The organism is Mesorhizobium sp. M0058, assembly GCF_040323095.1.
Classification (GTDB): domain Bacteria; phylum Pseudomonadota; class Alphaproteobacteria; order Rhizobiales; family Rhizobiaceae; genus Mesorhizobium.
On the sequence record NZ_JAMYUQ010000016.1, the window covers coordinates 21,407 to 41,060 of the forward strand.

Genomic DNA, 19,654 nt, shown 5'->3' on the forward strand with positions numbered 1-19,654 from the left:
GAGCATGGCAAGGGCCTCGGACACAGTGGACAGCGGCGCCGACATCGGAGTCGCCAGGCCGCAACGGCCAAAGAGCCGGCGGGCCTGCTTCGCCAACCTGTTATCGTTGCGATGGGCGGCGATCGCGCTCATCCTCATCGGCTGGTTCGTCTATTATCCGATCGTCGACAATTTCATCGTCAGCACCACCGACCAGGACATCTACACCGGCGAGGTCACCAATGTCGGCCTCGCCAACTACGACCGGCTGCTGCATGACCCGGTCGTGCTGCTGGCGCTGTGGAACAACTGCCTCTACGCTCTCATCTCCGTCATCTTCCAGGTCTTCGGCGCGTTCCTGCTGGCGGCCATTATCGAGGACCTGAAAAGCGAAAGCTGGCGCCGGCTGTGGCGCGCCGTCTATTTCGTGCCGTCGGCAATCTCGATCACAGTGACCGGCCTGCTGTTTTATTTCATCTACCAGCCGCAGATCGGCTTGCTGGATGCCGCGCTCAGCCGTGTTGGACTGAGCCAGCTCGTCATGCCTTGGCTCGGCAATGAGCACACCGCCATCTATGCCATCATCGCCATGAGCCAATGGCAGGGTTTTGGCTATTCGACGCTGCTGTTCGCCATTGCCATCCAGAAGATCCCGCGCGACCTCTACGATGCCGCAACGATCGACGGCGCGGGTCCGCTTCGCCGCCTGTGGAGCATCACTTTTCCGCTCACCCGGGAAATGACGGGATTGATGATCATCGTCACCATCACGGGCGCGTTCCAGGTGTTCAACGAGGTTATGGTGATGACCGCAGGCGGGCCCAACAACAGCAGCCAGGTGCTGGGCACGTGGCTCTACCAGAAGGCCTTCATCGAGGACAATTTCGGCTATGGCGCGGCGATCGCCGCCGTCATCTTCATGTTGACCATGCTCACAGGTGCGGCACAGCTCTGGTACACCAAGCGCCGCCGGGTGCAGCTATGAGTGCGATGGTCGCAGCCGGTCGCAGCCGGCACGTCAATGTGTGGTCGGTCATCGCCAGGACGTTGCTCTATTCATTCCTGGTCTGCCTTGGTGTCGTCGTCATCTATCCGCTGATCTGGATGGCGCTGAGCGGCTTCAAGGACAATGCGCAGATCTTCGACGATCCCTTCGCCCTGCCCACCCATTGGTCGTGGAACAATTACGTGCAGGCATGGAACCAGGGCGTGCGTGGCTACGTGACAGTCTCGGTGCTGGTGACCATCGCTTCGGCCATATGCACCGTGCTGATCAGCGCCTGGACGGCCTTCGGCCTGACCCGCACGAAGATGCCGGCAAAGCCGCTGGTTATCGCCATCGTTCTGGGCGGCTTGATGCTGAGCCCCACGGTGGCGATCATTCCACTGGTGAAGATGTTGCAGGCGCTCGGTCTCTACAACACCTACTGGGCGCTGATCATTCTCTACACGGCGTTCCGGGTGCCGTTCACCACCTTCCTCATCCGCGCCTACATGCTGGATCTGCCTGAAGACATCGACGAGGCGGCGACGATGGATGGCGCCAGCGAGGGTCAGATCTTCTGGCGCATCACCTTGCCGCTGTGCCGGCCGATCATCATTTCCTGCGTCATCCTGCACGTCCTGTTCGCCTGGAACGAATATCTCTTCGCGATGATCTTCACGAGCGGCTCGGATGTGCAGACGCTGCCGGTCGGACTGACGTCGATCATGGCAACCCACGGGACCAACTATGCCGTGGTGTTCGCGGCCATGACGATCTCGGCGCTGCCTATCGTGATCGTGTTCTTTGGCGCGCAACGCTACTTCATCCGTGGCTTGGCCGAAGGCATCGGCAAATAACAATTCCCGAAAGGAGCCTTCATGCCGCAGCTCGCTGCTCATCAGCTGATCGGAGCCAATTTCAGCTTCCAGCACTTCCCCTTCGATGAGGTCGCCAGGACGATCCGAGGCTTTGGCCTGCGCGAGATCGAGCTGTGGGGGATTGCCCAGCATCTGGACCTGTTCCACGCCACGGACGCACGTGTCGAATCCGTTCGCCGGGTACTCGCCGACAACGAGCTGTCGGCCTGGTGCTTTACGCCTGAGCAGGTGTTGTATCCAATCAACATTGCCTCCGGCGACGCCGCACTGCGCCAGGACAGCATCGAGCGGTTTTGCCGTGCAGCCGACATCTGCGCGGCGCTTGGCGCCCGCTATCTCTTCCTGACGCCCGGCCGGGGCTACGAGAGCGAACCCCGGCAACCGGCATGGGACCGCGCGGTCGGTTCGATCGGCGAGATCGCCCGGCGCGCCGCCGCAAACGGGGTGCGCTGCCTGCTCGAGCCGTTGCAGCGGTTCGAGAGCAACCTCGTCAATGATGCGGCAGGCCTGCGCCAAATGCTGGACGAGGTGGGCGCTGAAAACATCGACGTCGTGCTGGACACTGTCGCCATGGCCACGGCCGGCGACACCGTGGCCGGCTATGTCGACCTGTTCGGCTCGCGGCTGGCGCATGTCCATCTGGTCGACGGCACACCAGGCGGGCATCTGGTGTGGGGGGATGGTACGCTGCCGCTCGGCCACTATGTCAGCGAGCTCGCGCGCCTGGGCTATGCCGGAAAGTTCACCTTCGAGCCGTTCGGCAACGGCTCCTACGCGCTCGATCCGGTAAAAGCCTGGACACGCTGCCTTGGCGCCATCGCGCCATACCTCAATCGCGCAACGGTGCCGGCATGAGGTCGAAGAAGCTTATCGCGGTCGGGGACAATTGCCTTGATGCCTATTTGACCAACAACTTGATGACGGTGGGCGGCAATGCCTTGAATGTCGCGGCGCAATGGCGGCGCAACGGCTGGTCCGCGCGCTATTTCGGCGCCGTCGGGAACGATCCCGAAGGCGACGTGGTGCTTGCCGAGCTGGCAGGTGCCGGCCTATCCCCGGACGACGTCGAACGGCGTCCCGGCGATACGGCCGTCACCTTGCTGCGCGATGAATCCGGCGACCGGAAGTTCCTGCACGAATCCTTCGGTGTGGGCGAAAACTTCATGCCGGCGCCCGCGCATTATGCGGTCATCGCCGCGGCCGACTGGGTGCATCTCGGCACCAACGCCAACAAGCACCTCGTCCAACGATTGGTAGCGGACCATGTGCCGTTCAGCGTCGATCTATCAACCGCCCATATGGCGCTGCCGCTCGACGGTGTCCCGCTTTTGTTTGCGTCCGGACCGGACGATGTCGATGTTCCCATCGAGCCGTCGCTGGGCGCGCTCAGGAAGGCCGGCGCAAGGCAGGTGGTTTTGACCTGTGGTCGACGCGGCTCGTACTTCGACGATGGCACGAATGTCGTGCATGCGCCGGCGACGCTTGTCGATGTCGTGGATACGTGTGGCGCCGGCGACAGTTTTATTGCCACCTTCCTCGCCGGCTTCCATTTCGGCGGCCTTGGCGCCCTGGAGGCATTGCACAGGGCGTCGATCGCGGCGGCACAGACCTGCACCCATCTCGGCGGGTTTCCTCAGAGACCGCGTCCGATACCCGATTGGCTGCGAGCCAAATATGCCAGCTTCATTGTCGATGCGCAGGGAGCCCAAGCGTGAGTACACTTCGTTTGCGGCAGCCTGCGGTCGCGCTTGCATCTGACCGGTCGTTTTGGCTGCAGGACATTACCGCCGCCCCTGCGACCGAGCCATTGCGAGGCGACGAGCGCGCCGACGTGGTGATCGTCGGTGGCGGCTATACCGGTCTGTGGACCGCGCTGCGGATCCTTGAACTGGCGCCGCAAACGCGGGTGGTCATCCTTGAAGCCGATCTGTGCGGATCGGGGGCCTCGGGGCGCAACGGCGGTCAGGTCCATTCATGGTTCGCCGAAATCGACCAGATCAGTGCGGTCGTCGGTCTCGAGGAAGCGCGCCTGCTGTGCGCCGACACGGTGGCATCGATCGCGGAGCTGAAGGCGCTGCAGCAAAACGGCACCATAGACATGGACCTGAGGCTGGACGGATGGTTGTGGACCGCAAGCTCCATTGCGCAGGAAGGCGCCTGGGAGACCGCCGTGGCCTTGACGGCGGCTGTTGGAGAAAACCGTTTCAGCCCGCTGACGGCCGAGGACATTCAACGCCGCACCGGTTCATCGGCCTCCTATGTCGGCGTCGTCGAGACCACCGCCGGCACGGTCCATCCCGCCAAACTTGCCATCGGATTGCGCAAGCTGGCACTGGCACGCGGCGTCATCATCCACGAGCGCAGCCCGGTCCTCGCCATCGAACCCGGCATGACATGCACGGTGCGCACGGGGCATGGCGCGGTACGGGCTGACAAAATCGTGCTTGCCGCCAACGCCTGGCTTTCGGCGCTGCCGGAACTGCGGCGGCATCTTTATGTGGTCGGCAGCGAGGTGATTGCCACTGCTGCCATTCCCGAACTGCTCGACAGCATCGGCTGGCGCGACGGTGCCTCGATCTGCGATTCCCAGGCCCAGGTGCTCTACTACCAGCGCACCATGGGGGGCAGGGTGGTCTTCGGTCGTGGCAGCGGCAACGTCGCCTTCAGTGGAAATTTCGGCGCCAGCTTCAACCGCAGCCCGGAGCACGGCCGCGACAATATGCGAGAGCTGCATCGGGTCTACCCGTCGCTGCGCGGTGTGGCGATCGAATATGACTGGTCGGGGCCGATCGACTGCGTGCCTGAACACGTTCCTGTCTTCGACCACCTGCGCGATCATCCCAATATCTTCTACGGCATGGGATTTAACGGCACCGGCATCGCGCAGACGCCGATAGCCGGACGCATTCTGGCGAGCCTGGTGCTCGAGCGAAAGGATCGCTGGAGCGAAAGTGGTCTGGTCGGCATCGAGCGGCGCATGTCGCTGCCGCCCGAGCCTTTGCGTTATCTCGGCGCCAGGCTTGTCCGCGCCGCGGTGCGCCGCAAGAACGAGGCCGAGATCCGCAACCGCAAGGCCGGCAAGATCAGCAGTCTTTTGGCGGCCCTGAAGCCAGGCAGGCGCAAGAAGTAGCCGGGCATCTGGCTCATCGTCACGCTCTTCAAACCATGAGCCGGCACGTGCCGTCCCGATGGCGGTGGACGTGGCATTGCGATCAGGGTGTTTGCTGGGCTTCATTGACCCGTATCAGTCTTAAAGCGGGGGTGCGTCGACCTTGGCTCCCTAGCGTATTCAATGTGGGCCGTATCGCCGTCACACCTATGCTTGGCGCACTTGCGGCTTTCCATTCAAGGGCGGGCCAACGGATCCGCGTGCAATGATGGCGGTCGGCAAAACGAGCTTTTCCGCCGGGCGGGAATCTCCCTTCAATCGCCGGATGAGCAATTCCGCGACGCTCTTGCCAAGCGCGTAGACGGGCTGGTCGATAACGGTGATGGGCGGCGTGGTGACGCTCGTCCAGTCCGCATCATGGAAAGTGATGAGCGAAATGTCGTCGGGAACCCGCAGGCCGCGCTCGCGGGTCACCTTGAAGATCTCCAGCGCAATGACGCTGTCGGAGGCGAGGATCGCCGTCGGCCGATCCGGCGCCGACAGCATCTCGCCGGCAACCCTGCGCGTTTCGGTGGGGCTTGTGGCGCCAAGGCGGACATAGCGTTCTGGCCGATCAAGTCCGGCCTCTCGGCACACGGTGAGGAAACCGTCGATGCGCTCACGGACCGACGAGGTGTAGATCTGCCCGAGATCCCGGTACTCGTGCCCTTCGGCGTCGACCGCGGTTACATAGGCGATGTTACGGTGGCCGGCATCGGCTAGAAAGCGGGTCGCCAGCATGGCGATGCCGCGATCGTCGGTCGTGACCGTATCGACATCCAGATCTGCCAGCGCCCTATCCAGCAGGGCAAGCGGTCGGCCCGAGCGGTGGATATCGCGCAGGTGCGCGATGTCGCGCGATTCCGACGGCGTGACGATCAGCCCGTCGACGCGCTTGCCGATGAGCAGTTTCACGGCCGCCTTTTCCGCCTCGATCTTCTCGCCGGAATTGGCCAGGATGACGTTGAACCCGGCTGCCTTTGCCGCGTCGCTGATGCCGCGTACCGCGAGGCTGAAGAACGGGTTCTCGATGTCGCCGACGACCACGCCGATGATGCCGGAGCGGCCGGTCGTCATGCTGCGGGCCAACTCGTTCGCACGATAGTCCAAGGCCTTGGCCGCGGCCATGACTTCCGCGCGGATCATGTCGCTGACGACGCCGTATCCGCCGAGCACGCGCGCGGCTGTCGCTTTCGAAACATTGGCCGCACGGGCGACGTCGCTGACCGTTATCGACGGGGTCTTGGGGGCGGTTCTTTTCATTGGATGACGACTACAAGAGTTGTTGACGGGAGGTCAATGTGGCGATAACGATTATCAAAGAGACCGGTCTCATGCAATATGAGACCGGTCTCTTTAGAAGGAGTGGAGCCGAGAGGCGTGACGGACCGTAATCTCGTCAAGGGCATGTCGGGGCGCCAGATGGCGGCTCGACGCAAATACCAAGAAGAACAGACCTTCAGAGTGGAGAAAGACATGAGCAGGAAAGAAATTCTCAAGTCGTTGATGTGCCCGGTCAGAACCGGCGCAATGGCTCTTATGGCGATGTGCGTCGGCGCTGGGCTGGTTTCAGGAGTGGCCGCCGCGGATGACAATCCCTATGGCCTCATTGATGCGAAGGTCATCAGCGTCGGGACCATGGGCGATGCCAAACCCTACGCTTTCACCCAGGCCGATGGGTCGTTCACCGGCTTCGACATCGAATTGTTCCGCAACGTCGCGAGCCGCCTTGGATTCAAGCCCGACCAGGTGATCTTCACCGGCCAGGAATTCTCGGCGCTGATGCCTTCCGTTGCAAACGAGCGCTTCGATGTCGCGGTCGCGGCAATCGGCACGACGGAAGCACGCAAAAAGACCGTCGACTTTTCCGACGGGTATATCGCAGGCTATCTGTCCGTGCTTACCGCCGACAAGGCGATCACGTCGGCGGACGGGCTCAAGGGCAAACGTCTCGGCGTCGTGCAAGGCACGCTCCAGGAAATCTACGCGGCGAAGAATTTTGTCGGAACCGATCTCGTCAAATTCCCCGACAACAACTCCGCCGTTTCGGCGCTTAACAACGGAACCGTAGATGCCCACTTCCTCGATTACGAGGCTGCCAAGGACTATGGCGTTCGCTATCCGAACCTGAAGATCGCGGTCAATATTCCTTCCTTTGACGCGCCGGCCGGCTTCGTCCTGCGCAAGGGCAACGACAAGCTCCGCAATGCGCTGAACACCGCCCTTCACGCGGCCATGCAGGACGGCACCTGGAAGACGCTTTATGAAAAGTGGTTCCCCGGCTCGCCGATGCCCGACCAGTATCTTCCCAAGAAGTAGACCGTACCCGGCCGCTGGCTTTCATGCCGGCGGCCGGATTACGCCGCCGTCCTTGATGCGGACGATGTAAATAGCGCAACCAAAAGGGGGGCGAATGAACTGGCTCGAAAACCTGCGGCGCAGTTTCCTCGACTGGCAGGCAATGGCGGACGTGCTGCCCAGCATGATCACCATCGGATTGAAGAACACCTTGATCCTCGCCGCCGCGTCGACGGTACTGGGTGTCATCCTCGGCATGATCCTGGCGGTCATGGGCATCTCGCAATCGCGCTGGCTGCGCATTCCGGCGCGGGTCTACACGGATATTTTCCGTGGCCTGCCGGCGATCGTCACCATCCTGCTGATCGGCCAGGGCTTTGCCCGCATCGGCCGTGAAATCTTCGGGCCTTCGCCCTTTCCGCTCGGCATTCTTGCGCTGAGCCTGATCGCCGGCGCCTATATCGGCGAAATCTTTCGCTCGGGCATCCAGAGCGTCGAGCGCGGGCAGATGGAGGCCTGCAGGGCGCTCAGCATGAGCTACGGCCAAGGCATGCGCCTGATCGTGATCCCGCAAGGCATCCGCCGCGTCTTGCCGGCCCTCGTCAACCAGTTCATCGGCAACGTCAAGGATTCAAGCCTTGTCTACTTCCTCGGTCTGCTCGCCTCGGAGCGCGAGATCTTCCGTGTCGGTCAGGACCAGGCAGTGGTCACTGGAAACCTCTCGCCATTGCTTCTGGCCGGCGTGTTCTATCTCGTCATCACCGTGCCGTTGACCCATGTGGTCAACTACATCGACAACTCGCTGCGGGTCGGAAAGCAAAAGGCCGGCCTCGTCATCAGCGGCCTGGCCGAAGTGAGCGAACTGGAGGGCGCCACCGGCAGTGCACTTTCGGAGGCCGGCTCTGATGCCCGCTCAGCGCTGCCCCGCTTCAAGGGCGGCAGTCTCGCCATTACCGATCTCGACATGGCCTATGGCGACCTCGATGTTCTCAAAGGCGTCAGCCTGGCAGTCAAGCCTGGCACGGTCACATGCGTGATCGGCCCATCAGGTTCGGGCAAGTCGACCCTGCTGCGCTGCCTCAACCGCCTGGTCGAGCCCAAGGGCGGTGAGGTGTTGCTCGATGGTGCGAGCATCCTGGCGATGAAGCCTGAAAAACTGCGCCGGCGTGTCGGCATGGTTTTCCAGCAGTTCAATCTGTTCCCCGACCACACCGCGCTCGAAAACGTCATGCTGTCGCTGACCAAGGTAAAGGGGCTCCCTGTACAGGAAGCTGAGCGCATCGCCGAGGCGCGCCTTGCCGACGTCGGGCTTGCGACCCGCAAACACCATCGTCCAGGGAGCCTTTCCGGTGGCCAGCAGCAGCGTGTGGCAATCGCTCGTGCATTGGCGATGGACCCGGAGGTCATCTTGTTCGATGAGGTAACGAGCGCACTCGATCCAGAACTGGTGAAGGGTGTGCTCAACCTCATGGCGGATCTCGGCCGGCGCGGCATGACAATGGTCGTGGTGACGCATGAAATGGGCTTCGCCCGCAAGGTCGCCGATCAGGTCGTCTTCATGGATGAAGGCCGCATCATCGAGGCCGGCACGCCTGCCGCGATTTTCGACACGCCGAAAAGCCCGCGTCTGAAGCACTTCCTTGCCGAAGTGCTTTGATCACGCATGAGCCCTTCAAGACGGCCGCCCAAACCAACCTCCACCAGTGAAAGATATCTCATGGCTGCATCACATCAGGTTTCCAAGGTCGTTGTTGTCGGCGGCGGCATTTTTGGCGTCTCCTCGGCCGTTCATCTTGCAAGGCTCGGCATCGAGACCGTGCTGGTCAATGATGGACCGCTCGCCAAGGGAGCTTCCGGCCGCTCGCTCGCCTGGATCAATTCGGCGCGCAGGCGCTCGGCTGAATATCATCGCCTGCGCATGATCGGTATCGACCGCTACCGCAGTTTGTCGGCGCGATGCCCGGATGCCGCCTGGCTGCGTTTCGACGGTGGCCTGACGTGGGATGCGGACGATGCCTCAAACGAGATCGCCGATGTCTTCGCTCACGAAAAACGTCTCGGCTATGATGCGCAGCATCTGTCCGCGGACGCCATAAGGTTGGTCACGCCGGGTGTCTGCGCAAGCGCTGTCACGCCTCAAGGCGCGATCTTCAACGCGGGTGAGGGCTGGGTCGACCTGCCGTCGCTGATCGAAATATTGATCGCGGAATTCGTGGAGCGGGGCGGCCAGGTGGTCACCGAGGCCGGAAGCGCTACCGTCACCGTCGCCAACGGCCGCGCCACCGGCGTCACCACCACCAGCGGGATCAGCTTCGCCGCCAACGCGGTGCTTCTGGCGACCGGTGCGGATGTGCCGCGAATGGTCGCCGTGGCCGGTCAGCGTATTGCCGATGGGACACCAATCGCGCTGCTGGTCAGGACCAAGCCAGTCGACTTGCCGCTACGCGCCGTGCTCAACACGCCGCGCGTCGCCATCCGGCCGACGCCTGATGGCGCCCTCGCGCTCGATTCTGCCTGGTCGGAAGAAGAGGTGGTAGTCAATCCGGACGGGACTTATCGCGTAAAAGCATCGACCATCCAGGGGCTTCTCGACGAAGCGTCGAATGTTCTCGACGGTCATCCGAAATTGGAATTGGAGAGCTACGGTGTCGGGCCCAAGCCGATCCCCGGAGACGGCGAGCCGGTCTTCGGCCAGTTGCGGGACATCGAGGGGTATTACGTCGCCTTCAGCCACAGCGGCGCAACACTTGGCTTGATTGCCGGCGAACTGCTTGCAACCGAGATCGCCACCGGAACAGAGCACCCACTCCTTGCAAGCTTTCGACCGTCTCGATTTTCACTTTAGCCTGCCAATTCGCCTCGGAATGGGATGTAATGTGGCATGCCTGAAGTTTCGCTAGCCGAGACGGCGGCCGCCTGGCCGCTTACGCGCACCTGACAAGCGAATATGTTCCGGAACATTTTCTCCACGTTGAAGTTGGACAGCGCCAGGACCGTCGTTCGTTCAAGCTCAACCAGCGCTGAGAAATTCCATGACCAACCAACACCCCAAGACTAAACAGCCCACGGACAAGGATCTGCGAGACAACCCGGGAATCGGCACCTCGAAGGGCGCGGTCAAGGGCGGCGATATGCTCGACGAGAACGATGCTCTCGATGGGGACAATACGTTCGAAGGCGATGTCGAGAACGATGTCACGCCTCAGGGCGGCATCAATCCTGACCAGACCGGACGCACGAACAAGTAGGAGGCGCCTTGCCATGGCCGGCCGGAAGACCCACGAGCAGCAGCTGCGCATCATCGAAAAGCGCGAGAACACCAGCAATGCCGGCGACGATTTCAATGCCGAGGATGAGCTGAAGAGAACCAAGCAGGAGCGCGAGGCGCGGCAAGGCGGCGCCAATCTACGCGACGAGGGCGTGGAATTGACCGACAAGGATGATCGCCAGATGATCCGCGGCGAAAACCAGGAGAGCGAGCACCACAAGCGCAGGCAGGACGACTAAGCCTGTCGTCTTTAAGGCTATCGAGGAGCCATGCCAGACTACCGGCACGCCAGGCACCGCATGGTCGAAGCGCACATCGCCCGCCGCGGTGTGCGCGACGAACGAGTCCTTTCGCCACTGAGGCGGAATCCCGCGCGGGAAATTCGTCAACGAGGGGTGCGAGGAGTTCGCCTATGGGGACGGTCCGGGCGGCGTTGCGCTCTGGCTATAGGGACCTGCGAAGACGCGACCTGAACATCGGCCAGCTCTGCCGCGAGCGCTTTTGGCGATCAGGCAGCCTCAGCCACTACATGCAAGCTCGGCCTCGCAGCAGTTCGATGCCTTGGTCTGTTCGATCGCACCTCGCCTGTTCAGCCGCTGACTGCCGAACAGCGCCTCATCGGGTGGTACTGACAAGTTTGCCTTCGGCACCTGACTAGGCGGCCTTGCCTTCGGGCACGGAACATCTCACCGACTTTCTGGTTAGGCAGGCCGGATGAAGGGAGCTTTGCGCATGGCCACTAATTTGGAAGACGGCAAGACCGCTCAATCTTCCGACGAGTTGCATGGCGGCAATCGCGGCGGCGACAAGGACCAGCGTAAGACTGACAAGACCGCGAACAAGAGCAGCCAGGCGGCGGGATCCGCATCGCGGTAGGACTGAGACATGGCGACCGCCGCGGACATCCTCATCGAGACGCTGATCGACTGGAACGTCGATATCATCTTTGGCCTGCCGGGCGACGGCATCAATGGCATCATGGAGGCGCTGCGCAGGCGGCAGGACCGCATCCGCTTCATTCAGGTGCGGCACGAGGAATCCGCGGCGTTCATGGCGTGCGCCTACTCAAAATGGACAGGCAAGCTCGGTGTCTGCCTCGCAACTTCCGGCCCTGGCGGCACACACCTCCTGACGGGACTCTACGATGCCAAGCTCGACCAAGCGCCGGTGCTCGCCATTACCGGCATGCAGTTCCACGACCTCATCGAGACCTTCACCCAGCAGGATGTCGACTTGACGCGCGTCTTCAGCGATGTCGCCGTCTTCAACGCGCAGGTCTCCGACGCGGCGCATATGGAAAGCCTGGCCGGTCTCGCCTGCAGGTCGGCGCTGGCACGTCGCGGCGTTGCGCATCTGTCGATCGCCAGCGATGTGCAGGAGCACACGCTCGACCAGGCCAAGCGCTCGAAGCGCAACAAACCGTCGCATACGCCGGATCGTTGGTTCGAAGGAAGCAGGCTTCCCGACGAAGAACAACTTGCGAAAGCCGCCGAGATCCTGAACGGGGCGACGAAGGTCGCGATCCTCGCCGGTCGGGGCGCGCTTGGTGCCAGGCACGAGTTGGAAGAGACGGCGGAGCTGGTTGGTGCCCCCGTCGCAAAGGCCTTGCTCGGTAAGGCTGCCTTGCCCGACGATCACCCGCTGACGACTGGCGGCATCGGAATTCTCGGCACGCTGCCGTCGCAGGAAATCATGGAGGAATGTGACGCGCTGCTCGTCGTCGGCTCGACCTTTCCCTACATCGAATACTACCCGAAGCCGGGACAGGCGCGCGGGGTGCAGATCGAGCGCGACCCGCAGCGCATCGGCCTGCGCTATCCCGTTGAGGCCGGCCTTGCCGGCGATGCCGCCGTGACGCTGCGATTGCTGAACAAGCGCCTGAAGCGCAAGGATGATCGCAGCTTCCTCGAGAAGGCGCAGGCGGGCATGCGACGCTGGCGCGAGATGATGGCGCAGTCGGAGCAAAAGGCCGCCACTTCGCTCAAGCCCCAGGTGGTTACACGCGCATTTGGGAAACGATTGCCCGATGATGCGATCCTGGTTGCCGATTCCGGCCAGAACACCGAGATGGCGGCCCGCCATATCGAGCTGCGTGACGGGCAGGCCTTCGGCGTCTCGGGCGCGCTGGCCTCGATGGCATGCGGACTGCCCTATACGATCGCCGCGGGCCTGGCCTTTCCCGGCCGGCCGGTCTTCGCGGTCGTCGGCGACGGCGGTCTCGCGATGCAACTCGGCGAGTTCTCGACGGCAGTTCGGTACCGGGTCCCACTCAAGGTGCTCGTGCTCAAGAACGGCATGCTCAATCAGATCGCCTGGGAGCAGATGATGTTCCTCGGTAACCCGCAATTCGCCTGCGAACTCCAGCCCATCGACTTCGCCATGGCCGCCGAAGCCATGGGCGGCATCGGCTACAGCGTCTCTCGCGCCGAGGAGGTGGAAGGCGTTCTCGACGCTGCCCTGGCTGCTGAGGGTCCGGTGGTCATCGAGGCCGTGGTCGATCCGTACGAACCGATGATGCCACCGAAGATGCCACCGGATTATGCGAGAAATTTCCGCAAGGCGCTACCGGATACCCCCGGACGCGCGGAAATCGAGGCGAATGTGGCGCAAGAGCCGCTGAGGTCGATGATTACCGCCGGCGACAAAGACTGACCACACGCAAGAAGGAGCACGAGTTGAACAAGACCGACAGCGGCACCGCAAATCGCAGTTCGCCGGACCTCATGGGCGGCGACCAAGCGTGCAAGGCCGAGGAATGGGGCGGTGGCTCGAAAGCCGCCAAGGGACCGATCACGGAACCGGATCGACACAACCGCAACTCCAGCCAAAAAAGGACCTGACATGCAGGATGCCCAGCAGAAATATCCTCAGCCGCCGCTTCCCGAACAGCAGCAGGACATGCCCGGCTACACCGACGAGATGGATCCACGGCCCGACCACGGAGAGGAGAGCTATCGCGGCAGCGGTAAGCTGACGGACCGCGTCGCGCTGATCACCGGCGCGGACTCGGGCATCGGCCGGGCGGTGGCTATCGCGTTTGCACGCGAAGGCGCCGACGTCATCATCTCCTACCTTGAAGAGGACGAAGATGCGCAGGAGACGGCGCGCTTGGTCGAGGAAGCGGGGCGCAAGGCGGTGCTCGCACGCGGCGACATCTCGGACGAAATCTTCGCGCGGTCGCTTGTGCAGCGAGCTATCGATGAATGCGGGCGCCTGGACATCCTCGTCAACAATGCAGCCCACCAGGCGTCGTTCGAGAAGCTGGAGGACATCAGCGCGGAGGAATGGGATCTCACCTTTCGCACCAATGTCTATGCGATGTTCTATCTGTCCCAGGAAGCAGTGAAGCACATGGAACCCGGCTCGACCATCATCAACACATCCTCGATCAACGCGACCAGTCCATCGCCGGCACTGCTTGCCTACGCCACTACCAAAGGAGCGATCGCCAACTTCACCGCCGGACTAGCAGGACTGGTAGCTGAACGCGGCATTCGGGTAAACGCGGTCGCTCCCGGGCCGATTTGGACGCCGCTGATCCCGTCGACAATGCCCTCTGAGAAGGTCAAGGAGTTCGGCAAGAACACGCCGCTCAAGCGTCCCGGGCAACCGGCAGAGCTTGCAGCGACCTATGTGCTGCTTGCCTCGGAAGGATCGAGCTACACCACCGGCGCACTCTACGAGGTCACCGGCGGACGGCCGATGCTTTGAGCGAGCGTACCTGCCAGCTCCACGGCGCCCACTCCCCGTAGCACACCGACATGTGGCGAGGCTCATGCCGATCAGGATCGCGGACAACCGCCACGTCCGCAAACTGGTCGAGGCGGATGCCGAAGCCTCCCACCAGACCCTGAACCGGAGGTTGGTAGACGGGAAGCTGACTTCATTCCGGGTTCAACCGGAGCGTCAGCTTTCGGGGAGGGGCAAACGCTGGGTGAATGTCCCCGATAGGCGCATTGCAGCCATGCCGCCGTCGCGTTGTGAGACTGATTTGGCGACCAGCAAAACAGCAGCCTCTACGACTCGTCCCTCTCATCGCGCAAATTAGACACAACGCGGCGGTTCTGCGACCTGCAGGCGGAGTCGGGGCAGTCGCGGACCAGCCTGTCCTTGCCGTAGCCCTTGGCCCACATGCGGTTCCGGTCTATGCCGCCGGCGGCGAGGTAGTCCATCACCGCATCGGCGCGCTGCTGTGACAGCGCCGTTTCGCTTGCGCCGGGATCGTCGGCGAAACCCTGCAGCTTGAGCAGCCAGCGCGGATGCTTTGTCAACCAGGCGATCTGGGTGTCGAGGGTGGCCTTGGCGACAGAATCGAGCGCGGCCGAACCTTTCGTGAAGTAGGTGCGGCGGCCGACATTGAGGATAAAATCCTCCTCGCTGCCCGGCTGCACGTTCTGGAAGCCGGCAATCTCGGCGTTGGTGACGTCGGGCGTCGACGGGGCCAGCGTGTTGCTGGTCGAGCAGGATGTGGCCACAACCAGCAGGCCGGCGGCGAGCAGCCGGCGCGTGTTTTCAATCATGCGGTTCATGATGCGCCAATCATTCGACAGTGGTGGAAGCGGGCGCCTGGTCGGCGATGTGCGGCAGGACCTCCACCGCGGTGCCGATCGGGCACCGCTGGTAGAGGTCGATGATGTCTTCGGGGAACATGCGGATGCAGCCGCTGGAAGCGTCGGTGCCGATGCTCCATGGCTCCAGCGTGCCATGCAAGCGGTAGCCGATGTCGGCGCCGTCGCGGTACAGATAGAGCGCTCGCGGCCCGAGCGGATTGTTGGACGCGCCGCCCGCGATCATGGGCGGCAGGTCCGGCTTGCGCTCGCGCATTTCGGGGGGCGGGACCCATTGCGGCCACAGCGCGCGGCGATCGATCGTCGCGCGGCCGTACCATTTGAAGCCTTCCTTGCCGACGCCGACGCCGTAGCGGATGGCAGTCTTATTTTCCATGATGAGGTAGAGGAAGTGGTGGCGGGTATCGACCACGACGGTGCCGACCGGCTCGCTGCTGAAATACTTGACGATCTGGCGATGCCATCTCTTGTCGATCTTGGCGAAGTTGGTCTTGCGATAGACGAAATCGTTATCGCTGGCGGTACCGGCGAAAAAGGATTTTGCCCCCGCGGCTTGAACAATATTGCTGGTTCCGCCGACCGCGACCAGCGCCAGACCGCCGAGCACGACACCCCTGCGTGATAAAACCATCGGCAATCCCCCATGCCTTAAGCCTGGCGAACCATAGTTGAGAATGATTTCGGCTCAAAGTGGAAAAATGCTGCAGTGGGTGGGCCGCAAGCGGTCTGTCCGCTTGACGGCAAAATAGCGACTGCCCGCCGGCTCACGCCGGCGAGCTTTTTTGTGCGGACGGGAACATCCTCGCTCCAAGGGTGTTCTGTCACACCCGGCTCGTTCTTCATCGGTCGTGCCGGTGACCAAGATGTCCCCTCATTCATCATGGTCGGCCCGCGCAGCCTTGACCGCACGCGCGGGCCATCCCATCACAAGGCCCGCTGGCTCACGCTGGCGGGTTTTTCCGCGTCCATGCGCCGACACTCATCTTCGCATGCCTGTCACAACGAGCCAGGCGGATTCCAGTATCCGCACGCGGCGAGGAGGACTTGCGACATGCCTCGCTGCGGGATTTTCGCGATGAGTCTACCTGGCTCCCGCTGAACGCCATGGCCTGACCACCGGGCGCGTTGGACGACCTTCAAGTCGAAAAAGCCCGCGGCAATCGCACCTTAGGCGAAGAGGCTTTGCTTTGTTGATGCAGTTGTCATCGCATCAATCGTGGGTAGCAACGCGGTTGTTGCGTGTTGTTGGAGAGATGGGGTTTCCCGAAAAGAATGAACATGCGCAGACAAAAGAAGCGAGCAGGATGGCCGTGAGTACATCTGCCAAATATCTATTACCTCATATGCGCTCGCTCCTCGGAAGGCGATCCCGCCACCCTCTCGACAGTGAAGATGGCGGGATCTCAACCGGCGACAAGGGACTTCGATCGACGGTGGGTTTCCAATTCGGCGTCCGGCTGCGTGTTCCGCCGTTCGGGCTTCTTCCAACCGCCATCAGACGCAAGTCCTATCCCATAAGACTGATGGCCAAATTCGGAACATCCGCTGAAGCATTGCGTTCGGCAGCGTGAAACCCCAAGGCAAAGGATGACTAATCATGTCGAATTGCGAGACTGCAAAATCACATTCGTTAGGAAATCGCGTGGCTGATCTCACAGCCAAGATGCGTGAAGCGCAGATTGACGCGGGTGAAATGATGGCCTTCCACAAGGTTGCAACTATGTTGGAGGACAGCCAAGGACGTATCAATGGCGACGACTTGATCGCCGCATCCTTCGTTCTGCTGGAGGACCGGGCGCCCGAGTGACCCTGCGTTGGTCGGCTTCGATCGTTCCTTGATCAGCACTGCGCAGCCTTTTTTTGTCACGGCTGGCGTCTCGCGGGACTGCGGGAATAACGCAAGGCTGGAGGGTGCTGTTAGGGCCGCCGCGCCTATAGCCAAGAGACACCGCTTCGAATTCGACCGCCAGGCGCTCGCCCGCTTTGTCCGAGGGAGGGCATTCACTTTGAAGGCAGCTACGGCGTGTCCTCGCTATCAGTGCCATGCATGCTGGAGCCATGCATGAAGGACTGGATCTCGTCCGCATCGATCTTGCCGTCACCATTCTCGTCAATGCTACTGAACATCCTGCCCACCGCGCGTTGAACCTCGTCCTCGGAAACCGATCCGTCGCCATCGGTGTCCAACAGCCCGAACATCAGTCGCATGCCGGCACCGCGCATCAGCTGATGATGCCAGCGTCCAGCCATTCTGTGTCCACGATCGCGGCCACCGTGGTTCTGCCAACGGCCGCCATCTTCATCGTGGCGGTCAGCACCCTCGTTGCGATCGCCTTGATAGTTGCGACTATCTTCCTCGCGGAAACCTTCTTCGGAACCGCGATCCTGCTGCATTCTCTCCCGGACAGCTTGCTCAACCATCTGGCGGATCATTTCGCGTGTTGGTGCATCCGCTTGTCCGGTCGCATCCGGCAACTGTCCGGCGGCCGGCGGTTCGGTTGCCGGAGCGGGTGCAGGTGTCGAGGGTGATGGTGTTCCGCTTTTCTGGGCGAGCGCGGGGGAGGTCAGGGCAATGAAAACGGCGGCCGCGGCCGTCGTGCTGTGTGGAAATCTCATGGCATGCTCCATCAGTGCCTTCGCTTGGAAGGCCAAACTGGAGCTCGATCTGATTGTTCCCCGAAGGGGATCAGGTCACGGCGAAGTTACAGGGCATGCCCCCCGTCTGAGGTAGATCAGGGTCTTCGCCAGGGAATAATTTCGGCTCTTCTTCCCTAGGCACAAGAGGAAGCCGGCGCCCATTTTGCGGGCAATGAACGTTGGACATTCGGCCTCGCCAATTTTCTGCCAGTCGATCATACCGACGCACCAATTCCCTCTGCGTCCTCTCCTTTCGTGGGACGGAAGCCGTTTCGACCGCACGCCGTCAATCGCGAATCCCGCGTCCATATGCTGCGCGGCCATGATGCATATCTTTTATGTCACGGACCTCTGTCGTCTGGACACCATGTTAGCCAGCGCTAAATCAGAGCAATGCGACGCCTCCTGCTGGGACTTACAGTTTTTCTCTTTTGGACCACGTTGCTTCAGGCCGAGGCGTGGCAGCCCTTCGGCGTCCGACAGCTTGGCTTTAGTTTCGATATTCCTCCGAATTTCGTCCTGACCCAGAATTCGGAGCAGGGCGCGGCTTTTCAGGGCCCAAGAGACGCGTTTCTGGTCGTTTGGGGCGCGCGACTGGGCAAAGCAAGTTTTCGCGCCGAGATTGAACATCGCATGATCGAGGACGAAAAGGCCGGTTGGCGACTGACCTATCGGCGCCTAGCCCCGAAATGGGCCAGCTACTCCGGGGTCAAGAATGGCGAGATTCGCTACGTCCGTGCAATTATGGTCTGCAACCGGCGTGCCGCGCTTTTCACAATGAATTATCGGAAATCCGAAAAGAAACCGTATGACCCTGTTGTTGTGCGCATGGTCCGGTCCCTGAGAGCGGAAGGATGTTAGCCAGCAAAGAGCGGGGTTGCCGTACTGTGCTTCCCTCGGCTAAGGGCCCGACCCAGCGGTAAACCGGGCTCCCCGATAGCCCCGCCCAGTCACATGAAAGCAGGCAGCGGCAGGTATGCGGCCGGACGCTCTCACGCTGGCCCAACCGCTCAAAGCCGTTCACCGAAAAGCTGCTTGGTGCGGTCGCGCGCTAGACCTAGCACTGAGCCATTCCCGCTCTGGCTGGGTAGCGCCTCAGCTCCGTACGCGTTCATACCATGAAACGGGTGGGGCGAACGTCCTGATAGAGCTACGGCTGTAGAAGCGCGCCGCCAAACTGCGCCCACAAGCGCTCGCACTCTCTCGCCCTTAGGCTCGGGGTGCCGGGCGAGCCATAGAAGACCATGGCGCCGCGAATGTCATAGCCAAGCACCGAGGCGTTGGCCACGAACTGGATGGCTCTTCCCAAGCTGGTGATGCCGATGTCGACCTCAGCCTTGTTGGTGAGGTCGACCACACCGAATACTTCCGCATTGGCGCTCCTGCCCGCCAAAACGGCCGTAGACATCGCATCATGCACGGCAAGAAGCATTTCGGTGAGTTGCCCGGTGAAAGGGCTCTACAAACGCTCAAATGTCAGGTTTGTTCCCAACCGGCCTTGGCGGCTTTCCGACTACCAAACTGGGTCCCGCGGCCTCTCATGTGCGTGTAGTTGACATCGTCTGCTGGACCGAACGGTCAAGCCGAAGAGCCCAGTTCCTCTCAGCATCGAGCAGTTCATTCTGCTCAATCAAGCCATTCATAAACAGCCTGAGTATATGCGCAGCTATGCGCTCTCCGTTCTGCGAAGCAAGAGGTAGGGCGCGCTCTTTGCAGACCGTGTGACAAACCTGGGCGAGCATCTCAATCTCGCTTGGCCCCAAAAACCGACCCGGATACAACATACCGTTTTCCTGTTGGAGAGTTGGAATGGCTATCCATTACGCAGGGTCACCGGCAGCCACAATCAACTATGATAGTGAGATGTCGAGTCCCGGTGGAAAAAACAGTGAG

At 61.8% G+C, this 19,654-nt stretch carries 21 protein-coding genes; 16 read left to right on the forward strand and 5 right to left on the reverse strand.

Going from position 1 to position 19,654, the window contains the following annotated elements:
- The first annotated feature begins 4 nt into the window (after window positions 1-4).
- The 5 genes from NKJ75_RS25510 to NKJ75_RS25530 are packed head-to-tail and all read left to right on the forward strand — an operon-like array spanning window position 5 to window position 4,972.
- Window positions 5-964: a carbohydrate ABC transporter permease gene (locus NKJ75_RS25510; protein WP_023682778.1), complete on the forward strand. Its 960-nt coding sequence runs from the start codon at window positions 5-7 to the stop codon at window positions 962-964.
- Entirely contained in the window at window positions 961-1,821 is an 861-nt protein-coding gene (locus tag NKJ75_RS25515) for a carbohydrate ABC transporter permease (RefSeq protein ID WP_023834952.1), read from the forward strand. The genes NKJ75_RS25510 and NKJ75_RS25515 overlap by 4 nt, the downstream gene beginning before the upstream one ends.
- 21 nt (window positions 1,822-1,842) lie before the next feature.
- A complete protein-coding gene (locus tag NKJ75_RS25520) occupies window positions 1,843-2,697 on the forward strand; it encodes a sugar phosphate isomerase/epimerase family protein (RefSeq protein WP_023699901.1) in 855 nt (284 codons plus the stop codon).
- A complete protein-coding gene (locus tag NKJ75_RS25525; protein WP_023834951.1) occupies window positions 2,694-3,557 on the forward strand; it encodes a PfkB family carbohydrate kinase in 864 nt (287 codons plus the stop codon). Before NKJ75_RS25520 ends, NKJ75_RS25525 begins: the two co-directional genes overlap by 4 nt.
- Entirely contained in the window at window positions 3,554-4,972 is a 1,419-nt protein-coding gene (locus NKJ75_RS25530) for an NAD(P)/FAD-dependent oxidoreductase (protein ID WP_031204616.1), read from the forward strand. The genes NKJ75_RS25525 and NKJ75_RS25530 overlap by 4 nt, the downstream gene beginning before the upstream one ends.
- A gap of 186 nt (window positions 4,973-5,158) precedes the next feature.
- On the opposite strand, the gene NKJ75_RS25535 is transcribed toward NKJ75_RS25530, so the two are convergent.
- On the reverse strand, window positions 5,159-6,253 hold the full coding sequence (locus NKJ75_RS25535; RefSeq protein ID WP_023834949.1) for a LacI family DNA-binding transcriptional regulator: 1,095 nt from the start codon (window positions 6,251-6,253) through the stop codon (window positions 5,159-5,161).
- Window positions 6,254-6,466: 213 nt separating this feature from the next.
- Between NKJ75_RS25535 and NKJ75_RS25540 the strand changes: the two genes are divergently transcribed.
- The 9 genes from NKJ75_RS25540 to NKJ75_RS25580 all read left to right on the forward strand — a co-directional run bounded on the left by NKJ75_RS25540 (window position 6,467) and on the right by NKJ75_RS25580 (window position 14,267).
- Window positions 6,467-7,309 carry an ABC transporter substrate-binding protein gene (locus tag NKJ75_RS25540; protein WP_023834948.1) on the forward strand — a complete coding sequence of 281 codons (843 nt, stop codon included), beginning with the start codon at window positions 6,467-6,469 and terminating at the stop codon, window positions 7,307-7,309.
- 94 nt (window positions 7,310-7,403) lie between these two features.
- Window positions 7,404-8,945: an amino acid ABC transporter permease/ATP-binding protein gene (locus NKJ75_RS25545; protein ID WP_023695154.1), complete on the forward strand. Its 1,542-nt coding sequence runs from the start codon at window positions 7,404-7,406 to the stop codon at window positions 8,943-8,945.
- Window positions 8,946-9,005: 60 nt separating this feature from the next.
- Window positions 9,006-10,133, forward strand: coding sequence for an NAD(P)/FAD-dependent oxidoreductase (locus tag NKJ75_RS25550; protein ID WP_023834947.1), 1,128 nt, complete (start codon window positions 9,006-9,008; stop codon window positions 10,131-10,133).
- A 187-nt stretch (window positions 10,134-10,320) separates the two neighbouring features.
- Window positions 10,321-10,536: a hypothetical protein gene (locus NKJ75_RS25555; RefSeq protein ID WP_023667757.1), complete on the forward strand. Its 216-nt coding sequence runs from the start codon at window positions 10,321-10,323 to the stop codon at window positions 10,534-10,536.
- Window positions 10,537-10,549: 13 nt separating this feature from the next.
- On the forward strand, window positions 10,550-10,795 hold the full coding sequence (locus NKJ75_RS25560; protein ID WP_023699894.1) for a hypothetical protein: 246 nt from the start codon (window positions 10,550-10,552) through the stop codon (window positions 10,793-10,795).
- 493 nt (window positions 10,796-11,288) lie between these two features.
- Window positions 11,289-11,432, forward strand: coding sequence for a hypothetical protein (locus NKJ75_RS25565; RefSeq protein WP_023751762.1), 144 nt, complete (start codon window positions 11,289-11,291; stop codon window positions 11,430-11,432).
- A gap of 9 nt (window positions 11,433-11,441) precedes the next feature.
- On the forward strand, window positions 11,442-13,208 hold the full coding sequence (locus NKJ75_RS25570) for a thiamine pyrophosphate-dependent enzyme (RefSeq protein WP_023834945.1): 1,767 nt from the start codon (window positions 11,442-11,444) through the stop codon (window positions 13,206-13,208).
- Window positions 13,209-13,231: 23 nt separating this feature from the next.
- Entirely contained in the window at window positions 13,232-13,396 is a 165-nt protein-coding gene (locus NKJ75_RS25575; protein WP_023834944.1) for a hypothetical protein, read from the forward strand.
- A gap of 1 nt (window position 13,397) precedes the next feature.
- Window positions 13,398-14,267 carry an SDR family oxidoreductase gene (locus NKJ75_RS25580; protein WP_023707232.1) on the forward strand — a complete coding sequence of 290 codons (870 nt, stop codon included), beginning with the start codon at window positions 13,398-13,400 and terminating at the stop codon, window positions 14,265-14,267.
- Window positions 14,268-14,572: 305 nt separating this feature from the next.
- On the opposite strand, the gene NKJ75_RS25585 is transcribed toward NKJ75_RS25580, so the two are convergent.
- Entirely contained in the window at window positions 14,573-15,085 is a 513-nt protein-coding gene (locus tag NKJ75_RS25585; protein ID WP_023667764.1) for an OmpA family protein, read from the reverse strand.
- A gap of 10 nt (window positions 15,086-15,095) precedes the next feature.
- On the reverse strand, window positions 15,096-15,755 hold the full coding sequence (locus NKJ75_RS25590) for a L,D-transpeptidase (protein ID WP_023682764.1): 660 nt from the start codon (window positions 15,753-15,755) through the stop codon (window positions 15,096-15,098).
- A 1,011-nt stretch (window positions 15,756-16,766) separates the two neighbouring features.
- On the opposite strand from NKJ75_RS25590, the gene NKJ75_RS25595 reads away from it, so the two are divergent.
- Window positions 16,767-16,931 carry a hypothetical protein gene (locus tag NKJ75_RS25595; RefSeq protein ID WP_023667766.1) on the forward strand — a complete coding sequence of 55 codons (165 nt, stop codon included), beginning with the start codon at window positions 16,767-16,769 and terminating at the stop codon, window positions 16,929-16,931.
- Window positions 16,932-17,140: 209 nt separating this feature from the next.
- Here NKJ75_RS25595 and NKJ75_RS25600 read toward each other — a convergent pair whose 3' ends face one another.
- The gene (locus NKJ75_RS25600) at window positions 17,141-17,740 is read right to left on the reverse strand and encodes an EF-hand domain-containing protein (protein ID WP_031204614.1); all 600 of its coding nucleotides are present in this window, start codon (window positions 17,738-17,740) and stop codon (window positions 17,141-17,143) included.
- A gap of 414 nt (window positions 17,741-18,154) precedes the next feature.
- Between NKJ75_RS25600 and NKJ75_RS25605 the strand changes: the two genes are divergently transcribed.
- Window positions 18,155-18,622, forward strand: coding sequence for a hypothetical protein (locus NKJ75_RS25605; RefSeq protein WP_023753939.1), 468 nt, complete (start codon window positions 18,155-18,157; stop codon window positions 18,620-18,622).
- A gap of 289 nt (window positions 18,623-18,911) precedes the next feature.
- Here the strand turns inward: NKJ75_RS25605 and NKJ75_RS25610 are convergent, their stop codons facing one another.
- Window positions 18,912-19,169: a hypothetical protein gene (locus NKJ75_RS25610; protein WP_245274198.1), complete on the reverse strand. Its 258-nt coding sequence runs from the start codon at window positions 19,167-19,169 to the stop codon at window positions 18,912-18,914.
- Window positions 19,170-19,654 lie beyond the last annotated feature (485 nt).